Here is an 18710-nt window from a genome sequence, read left to right on the forward strand (position 1 = left end):
GGTTATGCGGATCAGCGAGGGGGTCGAGTGGGCGGCGCACTGCCTGCTGCTGCTCGACTGGATGGGCGAGGACCGGCCCGTGCCGACGGCACGGCTCGCGGCCGGCTTCGAACTTCCCCCGCCCTACCTGAACAAGCAGCTCCAGGCGCTGGTCAAGGCGGGCCTCGCGACCTCGACGCCCGGCGCGCGCGGCGGCTTCCGGCTCGCCCGCCCGCTGGAGAAGATCACGATGATGGAGGTCGTGGCGGCGATCGAGGGCCCGGAGGACGCCTTCCAGTGCACCGAGATCCGCCGCCGGGGCGCGGGCGCCGACACGCCCGAGTCCGCGCTGCGGCGCCCGTGCGCCGTCAGCACCGCCATGCGCAAGGCGGAACTGGCCTGGCGCCGGGAGCTGGCGGCCCAGACGCTCGCCGACGTGCGGGCGGCGGCCGAGCGCAGCGCGCCGCGCGTGGGCGAGACCATCCGCGCCTGGTACGCGCGCAACTGATCATCCGGCCCCGGGCCCCGGTCCCGGTGTCGGCCCGTCCAAAAACTGGATATCCCCCATCTCGAAAAGGGAGAAGTCATGAAGGCACGCATCGAGAACCTCAGCACGGTCGCCGCCGACGCCTACAAGGCGCTGCTTAACCTGGAGGCCGTCCTGCACCGCAGCGGCGTCCCGCAGACCACGCTCGAACTGGTCAAACTCCGCGCCAGCCAGATCAACGGCTGCGGCTTCTGCGCCGACATGCACGCCTACGACGCCAAGAAGGCCGGCGAGACCGACGAGCGCCTCTGGTCGGTCGCCACCTGGCGGGAGGCCCCGTACTTCACCGACGAGGAACGCGCCGCGCTCGCCCTCACCGAGGCCGCCACCCGCATCGCCGACAACCCGGCGGGCGTCCCCGACGAGGTCTGGGACGACGCCGCCGACCACTACGACGAGCAGGCCCTGGCGTACCTCGTCATCGCCATCGGCGCGATCAACTCCTGGAACCGCATCAACGTCACGACCCGCCAGATCGCGGGCTCGCTGCGCGCCTGACGCGGGCATCGGCCGCAGGGACCGGTCGGGTGACGGATGCCCGGCCGGTGACCGGTCTCCTAGCGTCGAAGGCGACGAGAGGGGACCCCATGAACAGGGAAGACGCGGTCACGAGCTGGATCGCGCAGGCCGCGCGGCCGGTCGCCGCCGCTTCGGCGGACGGGCCGCTCGGCGATCTGGAGCCGCTGCGGGACGCGGCGGGCGGCGCGCGGGTGGCGGGCCTGGGGGCCGCGACGCGGGGCGCTCACGAGATGTTCGTGCTGCAGCACCGCGTCCTGCGGTTCCTGGTCGAGGAGCTCGGGTTCAGGACGCTCGCCCTGGAGGAGGACTGGACGAACGGCCTGCGCTTCGACGCCTACGTCCGGACGGGCGCGGGCGACCCGCGCGCCCTGCTGTCCGACGCGTGGCTGCCCTGGCGGACCGAGGAGGTCCTGGACGCGCTGGTCTGGATCCGGGCGTTCAACGAGCGCCATCCGGACGATCCGGTCCGGGTGTTCGGCCTGAACTTCACCACGGTGCGGGCGGCCGCCTACGACGCGGTCATCGATCACGTCCGGCGGGCGGCGCCCGGAAAGGCCGCGGAGATCGAGCGGCTCTACGCGCCGCTGCGGCCGGACGGCGACATCGACGAGCACGTCGGACGGGTCCGGCGCGAGCCCGACAAGCAGCCGTCCATCGACCGCGCCCGGCAGGCGCATGCGCTGGTCCGCGAGCTCGACGGCGAGCTTGACGGCGCGGGCGAGGCGCTCCATGCGGCGCAGGCGATCCTGGACTTCCACCGGTTCCACGCCCTCCCGCCCGAGGAGATCATCCCGTTCAGCGAGCGGCGGATGTCCGCGAACCTGCTCTGGTGGCACGACCGGACGCGGTCCAAGGTCGTCTACTGGGGCGGCATCGCGCACGCCGCGAGCGGCGAGGGCGTGACCAGCGGGCCGTCCGTGCGTACGAACACCGGCGGCCACCTGCGCAAGCAGCTCGGCGACGGCTACCTGGCGGTCGGCCTGACGTTCGATCACGGCGCGGTGCACGGCGGCGTCCGTGTCCCGCCGCCGCCCGCCGCGTTCGGCGACGCCGTCCTCGGCCAGGCCGGGCCGCCGCACTACCTGCTCGACCTGCGCGGACCGCACCCGGCGGAGATAGCGGACTGGCTGGCGGCCCCGGCGCCCATCCGGGTGATCGGCCCCGGCTACCGGCCGGAGGACGACGCCGACCACAGAATGCCCGGGTCCTCCCCCGGCGCCCTGCTCGACGTCGTCCTCCACTCGCAGGAGGTCACGCCCGCCCGCATGCTCAGGTGAGGTCGAGCCGGGCCAGCTCGCCCCGCGCGGCCACGCCGAGCTTCGGATACGCCTTGTAGAGGTGGTAGCCGACGGTGCGGGGGCTGAGGAACAGCTGCGCGCCGATCTCCCGGTTGCTGAGGCCGGCGGCGGCGAGCCGGACGACCTGGAGTTCCTGCGGGGTGAGCAGGGCGGCGAGGTCGTCGCGGCCCGCGTCCGCGCCGCCGGCCAGGCTCTCGCCCGCGGCGCGCAGCTCGGTGCGGACGCGGTCCGCCCACGGCGCCGCGCCGAGCCGCTCGAACGCCTCCAGCGCCGAGTGGAACTGGGCGCGGGCGTCGTTGCGCCGCCTCGACCTGCGCAGCCACTCCCCGTAGAGCAGCTCGGTGCGGGCCCGCTCGAACGGGGTGCCGCCCTCCCGGTGCAGCTCGACGGCCCGCGCGAACGCCGCGTCCGCCGCGTCGTCGGCGGCGTCGTCGGCGGCGGCGGCGAGGAGGGCGGTGCAGCGCAGCGCGATCGCCTCCGCCCACGGCCGCCCGATCTGCCGGGCCCAGCCCGCGTACCAGTCGGCGGCCTCCCGGCCGAGCTCCGGGCGGCCCGCGCGGACCGCGGCCTCGACCAGGTCGGGCAGGCTCGCGATCGCGCCCTGCCGGGACGGCCCGGCGACCACGTCCGACAGCCGCGACAGCGCGGCCTCGTGGCGGCCGAGGCCGAGGTCGAGCAGGCTGCGCGCCGCCGCCGCGTGGACGCTGCTCGGCGGGACGCCGCGGGCCAGCGCCTCCTCGGTCAGCTCGGCGCAGCGCTCCTCGTCCCCCTCGATGGCGGCGAGCAGCGCGAGGACGGTGGCGAGGTAGACGCGGATGCGGTGCTGCCCGGTGTCGGCCGCGATCCGCATGCCCTCGGCGGCGGCGGTGCGCGCGTCCCGGTGGTGGCCGAGCATCAGCAGCGCCCGCGAGCGGATCATCAGCACCTGCGCCAGCAGCCCGATCGCGCCCTGCGCGCGGTACCGGCGCTCCAGCTCGGCGGCGGTCTCCGCGGCGCCCTCCAGGTCGCCGAGCAGGATGTGCCACATCCCGAGGCGGATCCGGTCGCGCGGGCTGTAGCAGGCGTTCATGCCGTCCGTCAGCTCGCGCAGCGCGGCGACTCCCGCGGTCACGTCACCGGACGCGGCGAGCGGATTCTGCCCGGCGAACACCCGGGTCAGGGCGTGCAGATGGGAGGCGTTCGGCAGGTCCAGCTCGGCGCCGCGCGCGGCGATGGCCGCCACGGAGGCGAAGTCGCCGGCGTTGGCGGCGGCGCCCGCCGCCTGGAAGAACAGGTACCCGGACGTGTGGGGCTCGAGGTCGGCGACGGAGGCGGCCGTCTCGGCGAACATCCGGTACGCCTCCTTCGTCCGGTCCTGCTCGTCGGCGAGGGACGCCCGGATCAGCGTCAGGCCGGCGCGGGCGACCGGGTCCGGCAGGTCCGGTTCGGCGCGGGCGGCCAGCTCGACGGCCTTGTCGGCGAGCCCGGCGAACGCGTAGGCGCGGGCGGCGGCCTCCAGCCGGCGGCCGCGCGCGGCCGGGGCGGGGCTGAGCGCGGCGGCGGTCTCGTACATCGCGGCGGCGGACGCGTCGCCGCCGGTGTCGCGCTCGGCGTCGGCGGTCGACTCCAGGACGGCGGCGACGTCCTCGTCCGGGCCGACCGCCGACCGCGCCAGGTGCCAGGCGTGGTGGCAGCCGTCGCCGCGCTCCCGGTAGGCGTCGGCGAGCGCGCGGTGCGCGGCGAGGCGCAGGCCCAACGGCGCCTCGCCGTAGGCGGCGCTGCGGACCAGCGGGTGCCGCACCTCCAGCCGTCCGTCCGCGGTGGAGCGCAGCAGGCCGCGGCGTTCGGCGGGCTCCAGGTCGCCGACGGACGCGCCGAGCCGGCCCGCCGCGTCCACGACGACGCCGGTCGCGCCGAGATCGTCCGCCGCGACCAGCAGGACCAGCGTCCGCGACGGCTCCGGCAGCGCGGCGATCTTCTCGGCGAACGACCGGTGGATCCGCTCGTAGGCCGAGGACGCGTCGTGCGCCTGCGTCCGGAGCCCGGGCAGTTCGAGGAGCGCGAGCGGGTTGCCCATCGCCGCGGCGAGGACCTCGTGGTGGACGTGCCGGGGCAGCTCGGCGGCGTGCCGGGCGAGCAGTTCGGTGGCCGCGGCCTTGCCGAGCCCGCGCACCCGCAGCTCGGGCAGGCCCGGCGCGGGGAACTCCGGCGCGTCCATGTCGCGGGCGGCGAAGAGCACGCCGATGGGTTCGGCCTCCAATCGGCGCGCGGCGAACAGCAGCGCTTCGACGGACGGGCCGTCCAGCCACTGCGCGTCGTCCACCGCGCACAGCAGCGGCTTCTCTTCGGCGAGGTCCGCCAAGAGGGTGAGGACGGCGAGGCCCACGAGGAACCGGTCGCCGCCGCCGGTTTCCTGGCGGGCGCCCATGTTGAACGCGGCGCGCAATGCACCGGCCTGCGCCTCGGGTAGCGCGTCGACGCGGTCGAGATGTCCGCCCACGAGCATGTGGAGACCGGCGTACGGCATCCCGCTCTCGTACTCGACGCCCGTACCGCGCAGCACCCGCATGTCGGATGCTTCCGCAACGGCGTGGTCGAGCAGGGCGGTCTTGCCTATGCCGGCTTCACCGCGCAGTACCAGCGTCCTGCCGTGCCCTCCGCGGACCTGGCCGAGAAGCCGGTCGATCGCGGCCAGTTCCTCGTCCCGCCCGTACAACATGCCTTCACCCTAGGCGTTTATTCGCGGCGCCCCGGAGTAGGGGAAGCGCATGACCGAGAAACGGGACGAGGACAAGCCGCTCGCCGACCGCCGCGCCGAGGCGGGAGCGCCGCAGGAGACCGACGACGACTTCGCCGACGAGCACGCCCCCAGCAAGACCGACCCCCCGAACGCCGAGGCGGAGGCGCCCGGCGGCGAGGACGAGGGCTACCGCCCGCAGACCCAGGCCCCCTAGCCGATCATTCGCTGTCGTCACCGTGGTCCGACCCCACGGTGACGCCGGCGACGTCGGGCATCTCGCTGAGGACCGCGGTGAGGTCGGGGACCGAGCCCGGTCCCTCCAGCACGAGCGTCACCACCGCGTTCCATTCGCCGCGCCGCCCGGACCCCTCGTCGCGGTCGCGGCGCTCGTCGCGGCCGCGGTCGGAGTCGTCCGGCAGGCGCTCGCGCTCGACGTTCACCTCCAGCACGGCGAACCCGCGCTGCGTGCACTCCACCAGCACCCGCCGCAGCGCGCCCCGCCCGTCCCGGTAGACGAGCCGCAGCCGGGCCAGGCCGGCGGGCCGGAACCGCTCCAGCGGCAGCCGCCGCGTCAGCGCGCTCAGCCCGTACACCACGACGAAATGCCCGCCGGTCACCGCGAGCGCCAGCAGCCACAGCCCGCCGCCCGCCGCCATCCCGACCGCCGCCGTCACCCACACCACCGCCGCGGTCGTCAGCCCGCGCACCGCGTCCCGCCGGACGAAGATCAGCCCGCCGCCGATGAAGCCGATGCCGGAGACGATCTGCGCCGCCACCCGGGACGGATCGAACGACACGGGCCCCGGCGCGTGCTGGAACCCGTACTTGCTGACCAGCATGAACAGCGCCGCGCCGACACCGACGAGGGTGTGCGTGCGCAGGCCCGCGCTCTTGTTGCGCAGCCCCCGCTCCAGGCCGATGCAGGCCGACAGCACCAGGGCGAGCAGCAGCTCGCCGATCTGCACGAGGCCCTGACCTGGGGAAACCTCCAACACCTTCGGTCCCTGCCCTCCCGTCCCGGCCGGAATGCCGCGCGCCGAGGCCGCCCCGGACGATCATGTCCGGGGCGGCCTCGTCCCGCCGGTCTACTCGGGGTGGTCCGGCTGCTGGTCCGGCGGTGTCCCGCCGCCCTTGCCGCCGCCCTTGTTCCCCTTGTCGGTGCCGTGCGCGCGGCCCTTGGCCCGCGTCGACTTCGGGTCGGTGGCCTCCGGCGCCGGCTCCTCGGTCACGGCGGTCCGCCCGGACCGCCTCATCTCGGGCTGCTGCGGGTTCGGCATGATCCTCCCCTCCTATGCGCTGGACGGCTCGGGTCGCAGCGGGTCGTGGCCCACCGTCATCAGCTCGTGCCGCCAGCGCTCGTTGCTCGCGCCGTCCGGCGGCGGGGCGTCCAGATGCTCCTCGACGTAGTCCACGACCTGCCGCATCACGTCGGCGTCGCCGTCGGTGAGGTCGACCTTGCGCTTGCGCAGCAGGTCCACCACGCGGGCGCCGAGCTCGGAGACGCCGGTTCCCGGGCCGGCCGGGAACGCCTCCTCGCCCGAGGCGTCCGTCAGCAGCCAGGTGCGCAGCTCGTCGGACGTCATGTTGACGAGCCGGTGGAAGTCCTCCCAGGCCAGCTCCGCCTCCGCCGGTATGCGATCGTTCATGCCGGTCGCCCTACCCGGTGTCGGGCGGCCCATTCGTCCGTTAAAGCGGACCGCGGCGGGGAACACGCAGCCCATGGACCACTCCCACGCCCCCGTCCTGGAAGCCCTGGCCGCCTACCACCGGGAGGGCCAGGTCCCGTTCACCCCGCCGGGCCACAAGCAGGGCCGCGGCGCCGACCCGCGGGCCCGCGAGGTGCTCGGCGACGCGGTGTACCGGTCGGACCTGCTCGCGATCTCCGGGCTGGACGACCGGACGTCGAGCCACGGGGTGCTGGAGCGGGCGCAGGAGCTGATGGCGGACGCGGTGCACGCCGAGCAGACGTTCTTCTCCACCTGCGGAAGCTCGCTCTCGGTCAAGAGCGCGATGCTCTCGGTCGCCGGCCCGCACGAGAAGCTGCTGGTCGGGCGGGACGCGCACAAGTCCGTGGTGTCCGGGCTGATCCTGGCCGGCATCCGCCCGATCTGGGTGGAGCCGCAGTGGGACGCCGACCGCCATCTGGCCCACCCGCCGTCCGCCGGGGCCTTCGCCGCCCGGCTGGACGAGCATCCCGACGCGCGCGGCGCCCTCGTCACCAGCCCCACCCCGTACGGGACGTGCGCGCACCTCTCGGCGATCGCGGAGGAATGCCACAAGCGGGGCAAGCCGCTGATCGTGGACGAGGCGTGGGGCGCGCACCTGCCGTTCCACCCCGACCTGCCGACCTGGGCGATGGACTCCGGCGCCGACGTGTGCGTGACCAGCGTCCACAAGATGGGCGCCGGCCTCGAACAGGGCTCGGTCTTCCATCTCCAGGGCTCGCTGGTCGACCCGGACGTGCTCAGTGCGCGCGAGGACCTGCTCGGCACGACCAGCCCGTCCGTCCTGCTGTACGCGGGCCTGGACGCATGGCGCCGCCAGATGGTCGAGCACGGCCACGAGCTGCTCGGCAACGCGCTGGACCTCGCCGCCCGGGCCCGGTCCGAGCTGGCGGACATGGGCTTCGACGTGCAGGGCCGCGACGCGTTCACCGGCCCGGGGCGCGCGCAGGACCTCGACCCGCTGCCGATCGTCATCGACCTCGCGGACCTCGGCGCCAGCGGCTACCGCGCCGCCGACTGGCTGCGCGAGCACCACCACGTGAACATGCACCTGGCCGACCACCGCCGCATCAGCGCCCAGCTGACCTTCGCCGACGACAAGGACACCGTCGGGCAGCTCCTCACCGCCCTCCGCGACCTGCGCGAGAACGTCGACTCGCTGCGGGGCGTCCCCGAGGTGCGGGTGCCGTCGCCGTCCGACCTGCGGCTGGAGCTGGTCGTGCTGCCGCGCGACGCGTTCTTCGGCCCCGCCGAGCAGGTTCCGGCGGACGAGGCCGTCGGCCGCGTCTCCGCCGAGATGATCACACCCTACCCGCCCGGCATCCCGGCCGTCCTGCCCGGCGAGCGGATCAACGCCCCGGTCATGGACTACCTGCGGACGGGCGTCGACGCCGGAATGGTCATTCCCGACGCCGCCGACTCCGCGGTGAAGAGCGTCCGCGTGTTCATTGAACGCTGATGTAGTCCTCGAGCCGCCCGACGGCGAATCCGCGCTTCTCGATCTGCTTGAGCAGGTGCGCGAACATCTGCGTCATCGTCTCGCCCTTGAGCTGCTCCCGCCCTCGGAAATGGGCGAGCAGGATGTCACCCGGATGCAGTTCCCTGTTCGGGTCGTCGTACTGGAAATCGTGGATCTGCATCGAGGCCACCCACATCACGATGCCGCTGATCCCGCACTCGCGCGCCGCCTCCTGGGTCAGCGAGTTCCATCGCCCGAACGGCGGCCTGAGCAGCGTCGGCGCCGTTCCGTACTGCTGGACCAGGGCGTCGCGGTCACCGCAGATCTCCTGCTTCTGCCCTTCCAGACCGAGGCCGGGAAGCACCGGATGGGTGATCGTATGGTCCTGGATCCGGTTGCCGAGCGCCTGCAGCGGCTTGAAGTACCCGTAGTCGTCCTGGATGTCGTCCTTGGTGAGGAACATCGTGACGGGCACTTTCAGGTCGTTCATCATCTCGATGAACTTCGGGTCCTTCTCCTGCCCGTCGTCGAGCGTCACGAACACGACCTTGTCCTTGGTCGGCACGTTCTGGAAGACCTTCGCCGGGCCCTTCTTGGAGAGTTTCAGCGGTTTGTCGGCGGGCGGCGCCGGGGCCGGCGCCATCGGCTCCAGCCCCCATTTCCGCCAGACCGCCGACGCGTCCGGTTCCTGCTGCCGGACGGCGGGCGCGGCGACCTGCGGCTTCTCTTTCACCGGCTTCTCCGCGGCCGATCTCTGGCAGCCGGCGAGCAGCAGTGCCAGGACCCCGGCCCCCGCGACGACACGGACAGACCGCCCCCACAAGTCCCCCATGTCGCAGAACTTACCTCCCGCCTCACGGGTCCATTGCGCGGGGTCCCGCGCCGCGTCACCTGGCCGCTTCGGGCCAAAGACGATCATGGATTCGGCGGTCCCGTACGGTGGTGCCGGTGCCCGACACGCAGTCCACCCACCCGGACCCGCCCGGCTTCGTCACCGCCCCCACCCGCCCGGACCCGCCCGGCCCCGTCGGCTGGCCGTCCCCCGATCCCCGCCGGCCCGGGCACACCGAACCGGTGCGGGCCGTCCGCCGGGTGTTCCAGGCGTTCGGCGCCGTCCTCGGCGTCCAGGCGCTCGCCGCGTTCGCCGTCCTGCTCATCCTCAACAGCTACCGGCGGGGCGCCGCCGGATGGCTGCTGCCGCTCATCGCGGTCGCCGACCTCGCGGCCACCGTGCAGATCGGCTGGCTCGCGATCCGCGACATCCGGCTCGCCGGCGGCCGCACCGCCGGCCCGCGCCGGATCCTCACCGCACTCGTCGCCCTCCTGATCGCGGGCCTCGCCGCCGGCGGCTACGCCGCCCACCGGCACGCCACCGCCCCCGTCCCGGGCGCCCTCGGCACCCCGGTCCAGGACGGCGACCTGACCTTCACCGCGTCCGCGCCCCACTGCGGCCTGAAGATCAAGGGCATCACCCCCCACGGCACTCTCTGCCGCATCCGCCTGACCACCGCCAACGCCGGCTCCACCCCCCTCCGCCTGGACGCCGCGTCCCAACACCTCCACGGCAACGGCGGCGCGCACCCCGGGTCGTTCCTCGTCCGGTCCTCCCGGTCGAAGAAGTACGGGACGTCCGCGTCCCGGACACTGCCCGCCGGGTCGTCCTCGACCACCAATCTGCTCTTCGACGTCCCGCGCGGGTTCACCCCACGCGCCCTCGAACTCCACGCCTCCAAGAACAGCCAAGGCATCCGCATCAAGATCGGGAGCGCCTGACCGGGCTCTACGAGGTCCGCACCGGGCCTGTGGGGAGGGCGAAGTGGGCTTGGACGCCGGGGGAGAACAGGACGCTCACCGGGTCTCCGAGCGGGGCGGGCAGGCCGGCGGCGGCCACCAGGTCTTCCTTGCATTCGAGCAGTTCGGCGCGGTGCAGCGGCCAGCGCGGATGCGCGTTCCGCAGATACAGCGAGCGCCCCAGGAAAGTGTTGTGCAGGCCCCAGCGGGCCGTCAGGAAATGCTCGAGGGGAGTCGGCTCGTCGATCGGCTCGCCCGTGCGCACCACCATTCGGTAATGGGCGCCGCGCGGGCCGGGCCAGCGCCTCGAACCGGCGTAGGCGACGATGTCGCCGGCGCGGCGGACCGACATGCGCGACCACAGGTAGGGAAGCCCGAAACCGGCCCGCCCCAGGAGGACGGGAACGAGGCGGGACGCGTCCATGGAGCGGAAGACGACGCCGCGCCTCCCGTGGCCGTCCACCGAATACAGGCGGACGTTCGTCTCCGCGAAATTCCCGAGATACGGGACGCCCGGCAGCCCGAGCCAGCCGACGCCGTGCATCCGGAACGCGATGAGGCCGACGTAGGTGACGCCGTCGAGGGTGTCCGGGCGGGCGCCCGCCGGAAGCAGTTCCGCCACGTCAGCGGGGTCGGCGGCCCAGTGCACCATCGCCACGTCCAGCCAGGACTGGGTGAGCAGCGGGCGGTCGATCGAGCCCGGCGGATCGGGCGTGACCGGTTCGACGGGCGCGGAGATCGGCGGCACCGCGCCAGCATAGGCGGCGGGGAACCGGTCAGGCGGGACGCGGGACCAGGCGGAAGGCCACGAAGGCGGGCACCTGGTTCAGCCATTCGTGGTCGTCGGGGTACAGGGCCTCCATCTCCGGAACGGGAAGCGGTTCGAGCAGTTCGTCGATGAGGAAGCCGGCGCGGCGGAATTCGGCGCAGATCGCCGTCAGCGGCATGCGCCAGGAACGCACCGGCCAGTCGCGTCTCTCGCTGAGCGACTCCTCGACGGGCTCGGTGGTAAAATACGAGCCGCCGAGCCGCACCCATTTCGCCATCGGATGCTCGGTCGACAGCACCAGCGCCCCGCCCGGCGCGAGGATCCGGCGCAGTTCCTCCAGCAGGGCGACGCGGTCGTCCAGGTAATGGATCGCGAGCGCGAGCACGACCAGGTCGACGGACCCGTCCGGCACCCAGCCGAGCGGCTCGGACAGGTCGTGGACGCGCAGGTCCGCGCGCCCGCCGGTGCGCTCGCGGGCCAGCGCGACCAGCGTCGGGCTCGCGTCGCAGCCGATCACGCGGGCGCCGCGTTCCTGCAGTTCGGCGGCGTACAGGCCGGGGCCGCACGCGGCGTCGAACACGGTCCTGCCGCGCACGTCCCCGGCGAGGCCCAGCACGGCCGGGCGGTCGTAGAGGGCGTTGTAGGGGCTCGCCTCGGCGTGCGCGGCGTACTCGTGGGCGAAGCGCTCGTACATGCTCCGATCGTCCCAAACAGGTTCAGCTCGTGACCGGTGCTCCCTCACCGCCCGCCGGGTCGGCCGCCGCGCCCGCGCCCGCACCCGGGCGCTGCGCGCGGCGCTGCGCCTCGCGGGCGTGCTCGGCGACCCGGGAGAGCTCGGCGACCCGCTCCTCGTCGCGGGTGAGGTTCTCGCCGCTCGCCGGATCGAAGATGTGGATCTTCGCGGTGTCGATCCACAGCTCCGCGCCCTCGCCCGCCGTGATCCGGCTCGCCGCGTCCAGCGCCACGACGGCCTGCGTGCGCAGCTGGTCGCTGTCCAGCTCGCGGGACAGGTCGCGCAGCTGCGCGGCGAGGTCGGCCGGCGCCTCGTAGGGGACGTAGGCGTACAGCTCGTTGCCGAGCCACTCGGTCACGTCGACGCGCGCCCGCACCACGCTGCCGTGCGCCCTCTTGTCCGGGCCGACCAGCGCCGCGTCCTCGAAGTGCTCGGGACGGATCCCGACGAGCACGATCTCCCGGCCGCCGATCGCGGCGGCCTTGCGGGCGTCGCCGATCTCGAAGCGGCCGAGCGGGGTGTCGAGGGACGTGCCGTCGACGGACGCGGGCAGGAAGTTCATCGACGGGGAGCCGATGAACCCGGCGACGAACAGGTTGACCGGCTCCTCGTACAGCTCGCGCGGGCTGCCGACCTGCTGCAGGACGCCCTTGCGCAGCACTGCGACGCGGTCGCCGAGGGTCATTGCCTCCGTCTGGTCGTGGGTGACGTACACGGTCGTGACGCCGAGCCGGCGCTGGAGCCGGGAGATCTCGGTGCGCATCTGGCCGCGCAGCTTGGCGTCCAGGTTGGACAGCGGCTCGTCGAACAGGAACGCGTTCGCCTGCCGGATGATCGCGCGGCCCATCGCGACGCGCTGCCGCTGCCCGCCGGACAGGTTGGCGGGCTTGCGCTGCAGGTGCTCGGTCAGTTCCAGGAGCTCGGCCGTCTCGCGGACGCGCCGGTCGATCTCGGCACCGGACACCTTCGCCAGGCGCAGCGGGAACGCGATGTTCTCGTACACCGTGAGGTGCGGGTAGAGCGCGTAGTTCTGGAACACCATCGACAGGTTCCGCTGCCGCGGCGCGATCTTGTTGACGACCTCCTCGCCGATCCGCATCTCCCCCGCGGTGATGTCCTCGAGCCCGACGATCATCCGCAGCAGGGTGGACTTGCCGCAGCCGGACGGCCCGACCAGGATCATGAACTCGCCGTCCCGCACGTCCAGGGACACCTCGTTCACGGCCGGGAACCCGTCGCCGTACCGCTTGACGATGTTCTTCATGGTGATGGCGGCCATGCTTCAACCCCCTCGGGCCCTCAGCCCTTGACTGCGCCGGACGTCAGCCCGGCCACGATGCGGCGCTGGAACGCCAGGACGATGACGACGATCGGGACGGTCACCACGACCGCCGCCGCGCAGATGGCTGTCGTCGGCTGCTGGAACTCCGACGCGCCGGTGAAGAACGCCAGCGCGGCCGGGACGACCCGGGCGCGGTCCGACGAGGTCAGCGAGATGCCGAACACGAAGTCGTTCCAGCAGAAGAAGAAGGTGAGGATCGCGGCGGTGAACACGCCGGGCGCCGCCAGCGGGACGATCACCTTGCGGAACGCCTGCCAGGTCGTCGCGCCGTCCACCTGCGCCGCCTGCTCCATCTCCCACGGGATCTCGCGGAAGAACGCCGACAGCGTCCAGATCGCCAGCGGCAGCGCGAACGAGATGTACGGGATGATCAGGCCGGGCCAGGTGTCGTACAGCCCGACGTCGCGCCACAGGTCGAACAGCGGCCCGACCAGCGACACCACCGGGAACATGGCGATGGCCAGCGCGAACGACAGGATCGCCTTCTTGCCGGGGAACTCCAGCCGGGCGATCGCGTACGCGACGAGCGTCGCGAACACGACGCCGACGACGGTGGCGATCACCGAGATGCCGATCGAGTTGATCAGCGCGGAGGTGAACAGGTCGGTCTCGAAGACCGTCCGGTAGTTCTCCCAGGTCCAGTGGTGCGGCAGGAAGCCCTTCTGGTTGCCGATCTCGCCGGGCCGCTTGAACGACAGCATCACGATCCACAGGATCGGGAACACCGTCCAGACGAGGATCAGCAGGGACGCCAGCGCCCACAGCCATTTCGAACGGGCGGTCACCATCACTTGCCGCCTCCCCCGCGCTCGCCGCGCGCCTGCGCCAGATCGACCCGGAACCCCTTGATGAACACGACCGCGATGAGCACCACCGACAGGAACAGCAGCACCCCGACGGCGTCGCCGAGCCCGATCGCGGTCCGGGTGATCGTCTGCCGGTAGGTGAGGAACGAGAGCGTCTCGGTCTTCTGCTGGCCGGACGTCATGACGAAGACGTTGTCGAAGATCCGCCACGCGTCGAGGCTGCGGAACAGCACCGCGACGAGGATCGCGGCCTTCATGTTGGGGATCGTCACGCGGCGCAGCCGCTGCCACGCCGTCGCGCCGTCCACGGTCGCCGCCTCGCCGAGGTCGCCCGGCACCTGCGCCAGGCCGGCGAGCAGCAGCAGCGACACGAACGGGGTCGTCTTCCAGATCTCGGAGAGGATGATCACGAACAGCGAGGACCAGCGGCCGGAGAACCAGGCGTGGTCGCCGAGCCCGAACCAGGAGTTGACGAACCCCGACTGCAGGTCGAAGGCGTACTTCCAGGCGAACGCCGAGATCACCGTGACGATCCCGTAGGGCAGCAGGATCGCGGTGCGGACGGTGCGCCGCGCGAAGACCGCCCGGTGCATCACCATCGCGAGCGCGAACCCGATGACCAGCTCCACGGCGACGGTGATGAACGTGATGACGAACGTGGTGAGGACGTCCTGCCAGAACAGCGGGTCGGACAGCGCCGTCCCGTAGTTGGCGAGGCCGACGAAGCGGCGGTCCTCCGGGGCGGTGATCCGGTAGCTGAACAGCGACAGGTACACCGCGTTGACCAGCGGGTACGCGGTCACCACCAGCATGACGATCACGGCCGGGGCGGACAGCAGCAGGCCGAGCCGGCGTTCGGCGCGGCCGCGGTCGGAGATCTCCGCCCGCCGGGCCGCGGACCTGCCGCCGGCCGCCGGGGCGGTCTGTATCGCGGTCATCGTCGGTCCCTTCAGAGCAGGCGCTGGTCGCGCAGGACCTGGTGGACGAACGTCGCGGACTCGCGCGGCGTCGAGTTCGGGTTCACCGACGCCGGCGGGTGCCAGCGGCTCTGGATCGCGCCGGACACGTCGGTGTAGTACGGCGTGATCGGGCGCGGCGCCGCCGCGTTGACCGAGTCGCGGATCAGCCCCGCCATCGGGAACTGCTTCTTGATCTCCGGGTCGTCGTAGACCGCGGGACGCGCCGCCGGGTTGCCCTCGGCGAGCATGTACTCCTTCTGGTGCGGGGTCGAGGTGATGCAGGTGACCGCGTCCACCGCGAAGGTGTCCTTGTACTTGCCGTACGCGCCGATCGCGACCTCGATGCCGCCGAACGGGGGCTTGCTGTCCTGCCCGGGCGCGACCCGCGGGTACCTCGCCCAGCCGATGTCCGACGGGATCGCCTTGTTGATCACGCCGGCCTTGGCGTCGCTCTCGTCGGCGGCCCAGATGTAGGGCCAGTTGACCATGAACTCGCCGCGCGCCCCGTTGAACAGGGCGCGGGCCTGCTCCTCGATGTCGGTGGACAGCGTCGGGCTCGCCGCCCGGGAGCTCGCCAGCCGGTGCACGATCGCCGCCGCGGCGCGGCCGGCCGGCGAGTCGATGTCGATCCTCGCGTCGTCGCCCCTGCCGGCGTCGCTGAGGATCCGGCCGCCGGCGGACGCGACGAGGGCGTTGATCCACACCATGTAGCCCTCGTACTTGTTGCCCTGCACGCCGATGGTGCCGCCGGTGCGCAGCGCCGTGTCGATCATCTTGTCCCAGGTGAAGTCGGGCGCGTTCGGATCGACGCCGGCCTTCTGCACGGCGGACTTGCGGTACCAGAGCAGCTGCGTGTTCGCCCAGAACGGCGCGGCGTACAGCCTCCCGTCCCAGGTGGAGCTCTGCACCGCCGCCGGGAACACGCCCTGCGTGAACCGCGCCGCCTCGGCCGCCGGGAACGCGCGGAGGAACCCGGCGTTGGCGGCCTCCGCGACGAACACCGGGTCGAGGCTCATCAGGTCGAGCCCGTCGTCCTTGGCGGCGAGGCGCCGGACGAGCTGCTCGCGCTGCTGCGTGGCGTCGTCCGGCATCAGCGAGGTCTTGATCCGGTACTTGCCGCCGGACGCCTTCGAGCACGCGTCGGCGAGCTTGACCTGCCCGCCGTTGTCGGGGTTGATGTACCAGTTCAGGGTGGGGGTCCCGCCGCTCCCGCAGGCCGCGAGGCCGCTTGCCGCCAGCCCCAGCGCGACCGCCGCGCGCAGTGCCGCCGTCCTGCGCGGTGCCGCCGTCCTGCGTGCTGCGGGTCCGGTCCCGCGGTGCCCCCGTGGACCGTTCCGTTCGGTTCGTTCCGCTCGTCCGACTCCCTCGACCATCAGGCCTCCCGAAGCCACCCACCATGCGCGGGCGCTTCGCCGGAACGCATCCATGGCGGGTCCGATTTCATGAGAACACCGGATTGCGTAACTGTCGAGACGCGAAGAGTGAGCGGTGAGCAGAAGGCAACGCAACCGCAACATGAAACACAGCCGAAACAAAGCGGCATAAGACACGAAACGGACACGGGTGATTCTCGATGGCGGACACCGGACCCGCGAAGGGGGAGACGCCGTGCCCAAGGGGATCGACACGGGCGACACCGCGTGGCTGCTCGCCAGCACCGCGCTCGTCCTGCTGATGACGCCCGGACTCGCGCTGTTCTACGGCGGGATGGTGCGCGCCAAGAGCACCCTCAACATGATCATGATGAGCCTGGTCTCGGTCGCGCTGGTCACCGTCGCCTGGCTCGCGGCCGGCTACAGCCTCGCCTTCGGCCACGATCTCGGCGGGCTCGGCCTGCTCGGCGGATTCGAGCACGCGGGCCTTAAAGGCATCACCCCGGAGACACCCCATGGTCACGTCCCGGCACTGCTGTTCGTCACCTTCCAGCTGACCTTCGCGATCCTCACCACCGCGCTCATCAGCGGCGCCATCGCCGACCGCGCCAAGTTCTCGGCCTGGATGGTGTTCGTCCCGGTCTGGGCCCTGGTCGTCTACGCGCCGATCGCGCACTGGGTGTGGGGCGGCGGCTGGATCTCCGACCTCGGCGCGCTGGACTACGCGGGCGGCCTCGTCGTCGAGATCGCCTCCGGCGCGTCCGGGCTCGCGATGGCGCTCGTCCTCGGCCCCCGCATCGGGTTCCGCAAGGAGGCGATGCGGCCGCACAACCTGCCGATGGTCCTGCTCGGCGTCGGCCTGCTCTGGTTCGGCTGGTTCGGCTTCAACGCCGGCTCCGCGCTCGCCGCGAACGGGACCGCCGCCGCCGTCTTCCTCAACACCCTCGCCGCCGGCTGCACCGGGCTGCTCGGCTGGCTGCTGGTCGAGCAGCGCCGCGACGGCCGGCCCACCACGTTCGGCGCCGCGTCCGGCGTGGTCGCCGGGCTCGTCGCGATCACCCCGTCCTGCGGGTCGGTGAACGTGCTCGGCGCGCTCGCCGTCGGGCTCGTCGCGGGCGTCGTCTGCTCCTACGCGGTCGGCTGGAAGCACCGGCTCGGCTATGACGACTCGCTCGACGTCGTCGGCGTCCACCTCGTCGGCGGGATCATCGGGACGCTGCTCATCGGGCTGCTCGCGGTCCGCTCGATGACCGGCGGCGCGTCCGGGCTGCTCACCGGCGGCGGCGCCGTCCAGCTCGGCAAGCAGGCCATCGCGGTGCCGGTCGTCGGGCTGTTCGCCTTCACCGTCACGTTCGCGGTCGGCAAGGTGATCGACAAGCTGATGGGCTTCCGGGTGTCCGCCGAGGACGAGACCGGCGGCGTCGACCTGGCGCTGCACGCCGAGACGGCCTACGAGCACGGCGTCAACGGCCACGCGAACCCGCTTACCAAGCTCACCGGCAACGGGGCGCTCGGGATGCAGGCGCACCAGGAGCAGGGGGCATAAAGGCACAGGGCCACAGGGCGCATGAGGAAGGCGCGGAAGGCTCGCGGACCCCGACCGATCCGCGTTCCTTCCGCGCCTTCGCCTGAGGGGGACGCCCCGCGGCTCAGTAGCCGCCGCCCGTCCCGTAACCCGAACCGCCGCCGGAGCCGGTGCCGCCACCGGAACCGGTGCCCGCGCCGGTCATGACCTTCGCGCCGCTCGGCCTGGTCAGCCACCAGATCCCGCCGACGCCCTGGCCCTTGGTGTCACCGGGCCGGGTGTCCTTCTCGTAGTAGTACATGGGCCAGCCGTTGATCGTGAGCTGGCACTTGCCGTCGTCCTTGCGCTCGATGAAGTTGACGACCTTCTTGCTGACGCCCTCGAGCTTGAGGTGCTTCCAGCCGTTGAACACCGCCGGCGGCCACGCCTTCTTGCAGGCGCCGAAGCACGTGGAGTTCGGCGGCTTGCTGGTGTCCTTGTCGTAGCGGTAGAGCGTGCGGCCGTCCCCGTCGGTGAGGATCATGCCGAACTTCGGGTCGTTCTTGGCCTTGACGACCGTCCAGCCCTTCCACTTGCCCGTCTTCTTCTTCGCCGGGGCGAGCGCCAGCGCCTTCTTGCCGGTCGGCGCCGCCGCGTACCATTTCTTGCCGACGCCCTGCCCGGTGACGTCGCCGGGGCTCTGGTCCTTGGCGTAGCGGTACAGCGGCCAGCCGTTCAGCGTGACCTGCCACTTGCCGTCCGGCCGCTGCACCTTGCCGACCAGCGACTGCTCGACCCCGTTGACCCGGGTGGCGGACGTCGTGGCCCACACCGGCGGCCACGCCTTCGCGCACGCGCCCGCGCACCTCGACGCGGACGGCTTCGCGGTGTCGTTGTCGAAGCGGTAGAGCGTCCTGCCCTGGCCGTCGGTGACGACCTTGCCGAGTCTGGTGACGCTGGCGACCTCGAGGGTCGTCGGCGCGGCGGACGGCGACGGCGAAGCGGGTTTGGCGGGATCCGCGGCGATCTTGCTCCCCGAGGCCGCGCTCCCCCGCTTGTTCCCGTTCTCCTGGCCGCACGCCGACAGCACCATCCCGGACGCGATGAGGGCGGCCGCGGAAGGGATCGCCCAACGTGGGAAACGCATCTCGTGTCCTCCAGAGTGTCCTGATCGAGGAGCAGTACGGT

At 72.5% G+C, this 18710-nt stretch carries 19 protein-coding genes; 7 read left to right on the forward strand and 12 right to left on the reverse strand.

Translation table 11 applies throughout. The features are described 5' to 3' along the window. Positions 1–4 precede the first annotated feature (4 nt). From ACA514_RS26125 to ACA514_RS26135, 3 genes are all read left to right on the forward strand, one after another. Positions 5–487, forward strand: coding sequence for an RrF2 family transcriptional regulator (locus ACA514_RS26125; RefSeq protein WP_375043866.1), 483 nt, complete (start codon positions 5–7; stop codon positions 485–487). Between the two features lie 78 nt (positions 488–565). Further along, positions 566–1024 carry a carboxymuconolactone decarboxylase family protein gene (locus ACA514_RS26130; RefSeq protein WP_375043867.1) on the forward strand — a complete coding sequence of 153 codons (459 nt, stop codon included), beginning with the start codon at positions 566–568 and terminating at the stop codon, positions 1022–1024. Positions 1025–1113: 89 nt separating this feature from the next. Next, positions 1114–2322: an erythromycin esterase family protein gene (locus tag ACA514_RS26135; protein WP_375043868.1), complete on the forward strand. Its 1209-nt coding sequence runs from the start codon at positions 1114–1116 to the stop codon at positions 2320–2322. On the opposite strand, the gene ACA514_RS26140 is transcribed toward ACA514_RS26135, so the two are convergent. Continuing rightward, complete coding sequence (locus ACA514_RS26140; protein ID WP_375043869.1) at positions 2315–5041, reverse strand: AAA family ATPase; 2727 nt, start codon at positions 5039–5041, stop codon at positions 2315–2317. The two genes, ACA514_RS26135 and ACA514_RS26140, sit on opposite strands and share 8 nt — an antisense overlap. Before the next feature lie 49 nt (positions 5042–5090). Between ACA514_RS26140 and ACA514_RS26145 the strand changes: the two genes are divergently transcribed. Further along, complete coding sequence (locus ACA514_RS26145; RefSeq protein WP_375043870.1) at positions 5091–5276, forward strand: hypothetical protein; 186 nt, start codon at positions 5091–5093, stop codon at positions 5274–5276. 4 nt (positions 5277–5280) lie between these two features. On the opposite strand, the gene ACA514_RS26150 is transcribed toward ACA514_RS26145, so the two are convergent. From ACA514_RS26150 to ACA514_RS26160, 3 genes are all read right to left on the reverse strand, one after another. After that, a complete protein-coding gene (locus tag ACA514_RS26150) occupies positions 5281–6057 on the reverse strand; it encodes an MgtC/SapB family protein (protein ID WP_375043871.1) in 777 nt (258 codons plus the stop codon). Between the two features lie 90 nt (positions 6058–6147). Further along, positions 6148–6339 (reverse strand): hypothetical protein, encoded by a 192-nt coding sequence (locus tag ACA514_RS26155; protein ID WP_375043872.1) that lies wholly within the window; start codon positions 6337–6339, stop codon positions 6148–6150. A 12-nt stretch (positions 6340–6351) separates the two neighbouring features. After that, positions 6352–6708 (reverse strand): DUF3140 domain-containing protein, encoded by a 357-nt coding sequence (locus tag ACA514_RS26160; RefSeq protein ID WP_375043873.1) that lies wholly within the window; start codon positions 6706–6708, stop codon positions 6352–6354. 73 nt (positions 6709–6781) lie between these two features. On the opposite strand from ACA514_RS26160, the gene ACA514_RS26165 reads away from it, so the two are divergent. Beyond that, entirely contained in the window at positions 6782–8245 is a 1464-nt protein-coding gene (locus ACA514_RS26165) for an aminotransferase class I/II-fold pyridoxal phosphate-dependent enzyme (protein ID WP_375043874.1), read from the forward strand. Here ACA514_RS26165 and ACA514_RS26170 read toward each other — a convergent pair. Further along, the gene (locus tag ACA514_RS26170) at positions 8232–9077 is read right to left on the reverse strand and encodes a polysaccharide deacetylase family protein (protein WP_375043875.1); all 846 of its coding nucleotides are present in this window, start codon (positions 9075–9077) and stop codon (positions 8232–8234) included. The two genes, ACA514_RS26165 and ACA514_RS26170, sit on opposite strands and share 14 nt — an antisense overlap. Before the next feature lie 116 nt (positions 9078–9193). On the opposite strand from ACA514_RS26170, the gene ACA514_RS26175 reads away from it, so the two are divergent. Further along, entirely contained in the window at positions 9194–10018 is an 825-nt protein-coding gene (locus ACA514_RS26175) for a DUF4352 domain-containing protein (protein WP_375043876.1), read from the forward strand. Positions 10019–10025: 7 nt separating this feature from the next. On the opposite strand, the gene ACA514_RS26180 is transcribed toward ACA514_RS26175, so the two are convergent. The 6 genes from ACA514_RS26180 to ACA514_RS26205 are packed head-to-tail and all read right to left on the reverse strand — an operon-like array spanning position 10026 to position 16018. Further along, complete coding sequence (locus ACA514_RS26180) at positions 10026–10784, reverse strand: YqjF family protein (protein ID WP_375043877.1); 759 nt, start codon at positions 10782–10784, stop codon at positions 10026–10028. Positions 10785–10812: 28 nt separating this feature from the next. Further along, positions 10813–11499 (reverse strand): class I SAM-dependent methyltransferase, encoded by a 687-nt coding sequence (locus tag ACA514_RS26185; protein ID WP_375043878.1) that lies wholly within the window; start codon positions 11497–11499, stop codon positions 10813–10815. A gap of 22 nt (positions 11500–11521) precedes the next feature. Further along, a complete protein-coding gene (locus tag ACA514_RS26190; RefSeq protein WP_375043879.1) occupies positions 11522–12817 on the reverse strand; it encodes an ABC transporter ATP-binding protein in 1296 nt (431 codons plus the stop codon). A 20-nt stretch (positions 12818–12837) separates the two neighbouring features. After that, positions 12838–13668 (reverse strand): carbohydrate ABC transporter permease, encoded by an 831-nt coding sequence (locus tag ACA514_RS26195; protein ID WP_375043880.1) that lies wholly within the window; start codon positions 13666–13668, stop codon positions 12838–12840. Further along, on the reverse strand, positions 13668–14624 hold the full coding sequence (locus tag ACA514_RS26200) for a carbohydrate ABC transporter permease (protein ID WP_375043881.1): 957 nt from the start codon (positions 14622–14624) through the stop codon (positions 13668–13670). Before ACA514_RS26200 ends, ACA514_RS26195 begins: the two co-directional genes overlap by 1 nt. Before the next feature lie 11 nt (positions 14625–14635). Then, positions 14636–16018 (reverse strand): extracellular solute-binding protein, encoded by a 1383-nt coding sequence (locus tag ACA514_RS26205; RefSeq protein ID WP_375043882.1) that lies wholly within the window; start codon positions 16016–16018, stop codon positions 14636–14638. Positions 16019–16253: 235 nt separating this feature from the next. Between ACA514_RS26205 and ACA514_RS26210 the strand changes: the two genes are divergently transcribed. Beyond that, positions 16254–17564 (forward strand): ammonium transporter, encoded by a 1311-nt coding sequence (locus tag ACA514_RS26210; RefSeq protein ID WP_375043883.1) that lies wholly within the window; start codon positions 16254–16256, stop codon positions 17562–17564. A gap of 103 nt (positions 17565–17667) precedes the next feature. Here ACA514_RS26210 and ACA514_RS26215 read toward each other — a convergent pair whose 3' ends face one another. Next, positions 17668–18669 (reverse strand): hypothetical protein, encoded by a 1002-nt coding sequence (locus ACA514_RS26215; RefSeq protein ID WP_375043884.1) that lies wholly within the window; start codon positions 18667–18669, stop codon positions 17668–17670. Positions 18670–18710 lie beyond the last annotated feature (41 nt).

Origin of the sequence: Actinomadura sp. NTSP31 (assembly GCF_041951385.1) — a bacterium.
GTDB classification, from domain to species: domain Bacteria; phylum Actinomycetota; class Actinomycetes; order Streptosporangiales; family Streptosporangiaceae; genus Spirillospora; species Spirillospora napierensis.

What these genes read in the sequence shown, in the direction of transcription:
- ACA514_RS26185 (WP_375043878.1), bottom strand. Translation starts at nt 11,499, where the DNA reads ATGTACGAGCGCTTCGCCCACGAGTACGCCGCGCACGCCGAGGCGAGC.
- ACA514_RS26195 (WP_375043880.1), bottom strand. Translation starts at nt 13,668, where the DNA reads ATGGTGACCGCCCGTTCGAAATGGCTGTGGGCGCTGGCGTCCCTGCTG.
- ACA514_RS26190 (WP_375043879.1), bottom strand. Translation starts at nt 12,817, where the DNA reads ATGGCCGCCATCACCATGAAGAACATCGTCAAGCGGTACGGCGACGGG.
- ACA514_RS26155 (WP_375043872.1), bottom strand. Translation starts at nt 6,339, where the DNA reads ATGCCGAACCCGCAGCAGCCCGAGATGAGGCGGTCCGGGCGGACCGCC.
- ACA514_RS26130 (WP_375043867.1), top strand. Translation starts at nt 566, where the DNA reads ATGAAGGCACGCATCGAGAACCTCAGCACGGTCGCCGCCGACGCCTAC.
- ACA514_RS26135 (WP_375043868.1), top strand. Translation starts at nt 1,114, where the DNA reads ATGAACAGGGAAGACGCGGTCACGAGCTGGATCGCGCAGGCCGCGCGG.
- ACA514_RS26215 (WP_375043884.1), bottom strand. Translation starts at nt 18,669, where the DNA reads ATGCGTTTCCCACGTTGGGCGATCCCTTCCGCGGCCGCCCTCATCGCG.
- ACA514_RS26200 (WP_375043881.1), bottom strand. Translation starts at nt 14,624, where the DNA reads ATGACCGCGATACAGACCGCCCCGGCGGCCGGCGGCAGGTCCGCGGCC.
- ACA514_RS26145 (WP_375043870.1), top strand. Translation starts at nt 5,091, where the DNA reads ATGACCGAGAAACGGGACGAGGACAAGCCGCTCGCCGACCGCCGCGCC.
- ACA514_RS26170 (WP_375043875.1), bottom strand. Translation starts at nt 9,077, where the DNA reads ATGGGGGACTTGTGGGGGCGGTCTGTCCGTGTCGTCGCGGGGGCCGGG.
- ACA514_RS26125 (WP_375043866.1), top strand. Translation starts at nt 5, where the DNA reads ATGCGGATCAGCGAGGGGGTCGAGTGGGCGGCGCACTGCCTGCTGCTG.
- ACA514_RS26140 (WP_375043869.1), bottom strand. Translation starts at nt 5,041, where the DNA reads ATGTTGTACGGGCGGGACGAGGAACTGGCCGCGATCGACCGGCTTCTC.
- ACA514_RS26205 (WP_375043882.1), bottom strand. Translation starts at nt 16,018, where the DNA reads ATGGTCGAGGGAGTCGGACGAGCGGAACGAACCGAACGGAACGGTCCA.
- ACA514_RS26165 (WP_375043874.1), top strand. Translation starts at nt 6,782, where the DNA reads ATGGACCACTCCCACGCCCCCGTCCTGGAAGCCCTGGCCGCCTACCAC.
- ACA514_RS26160 (WP_375043873.1), bottom strand. Translation starts at nt 6,708, where the DNA reads ATGAACGATCGCATACCGGCGGAGGCGGAGCTGGCCTGGGAGGACTTC.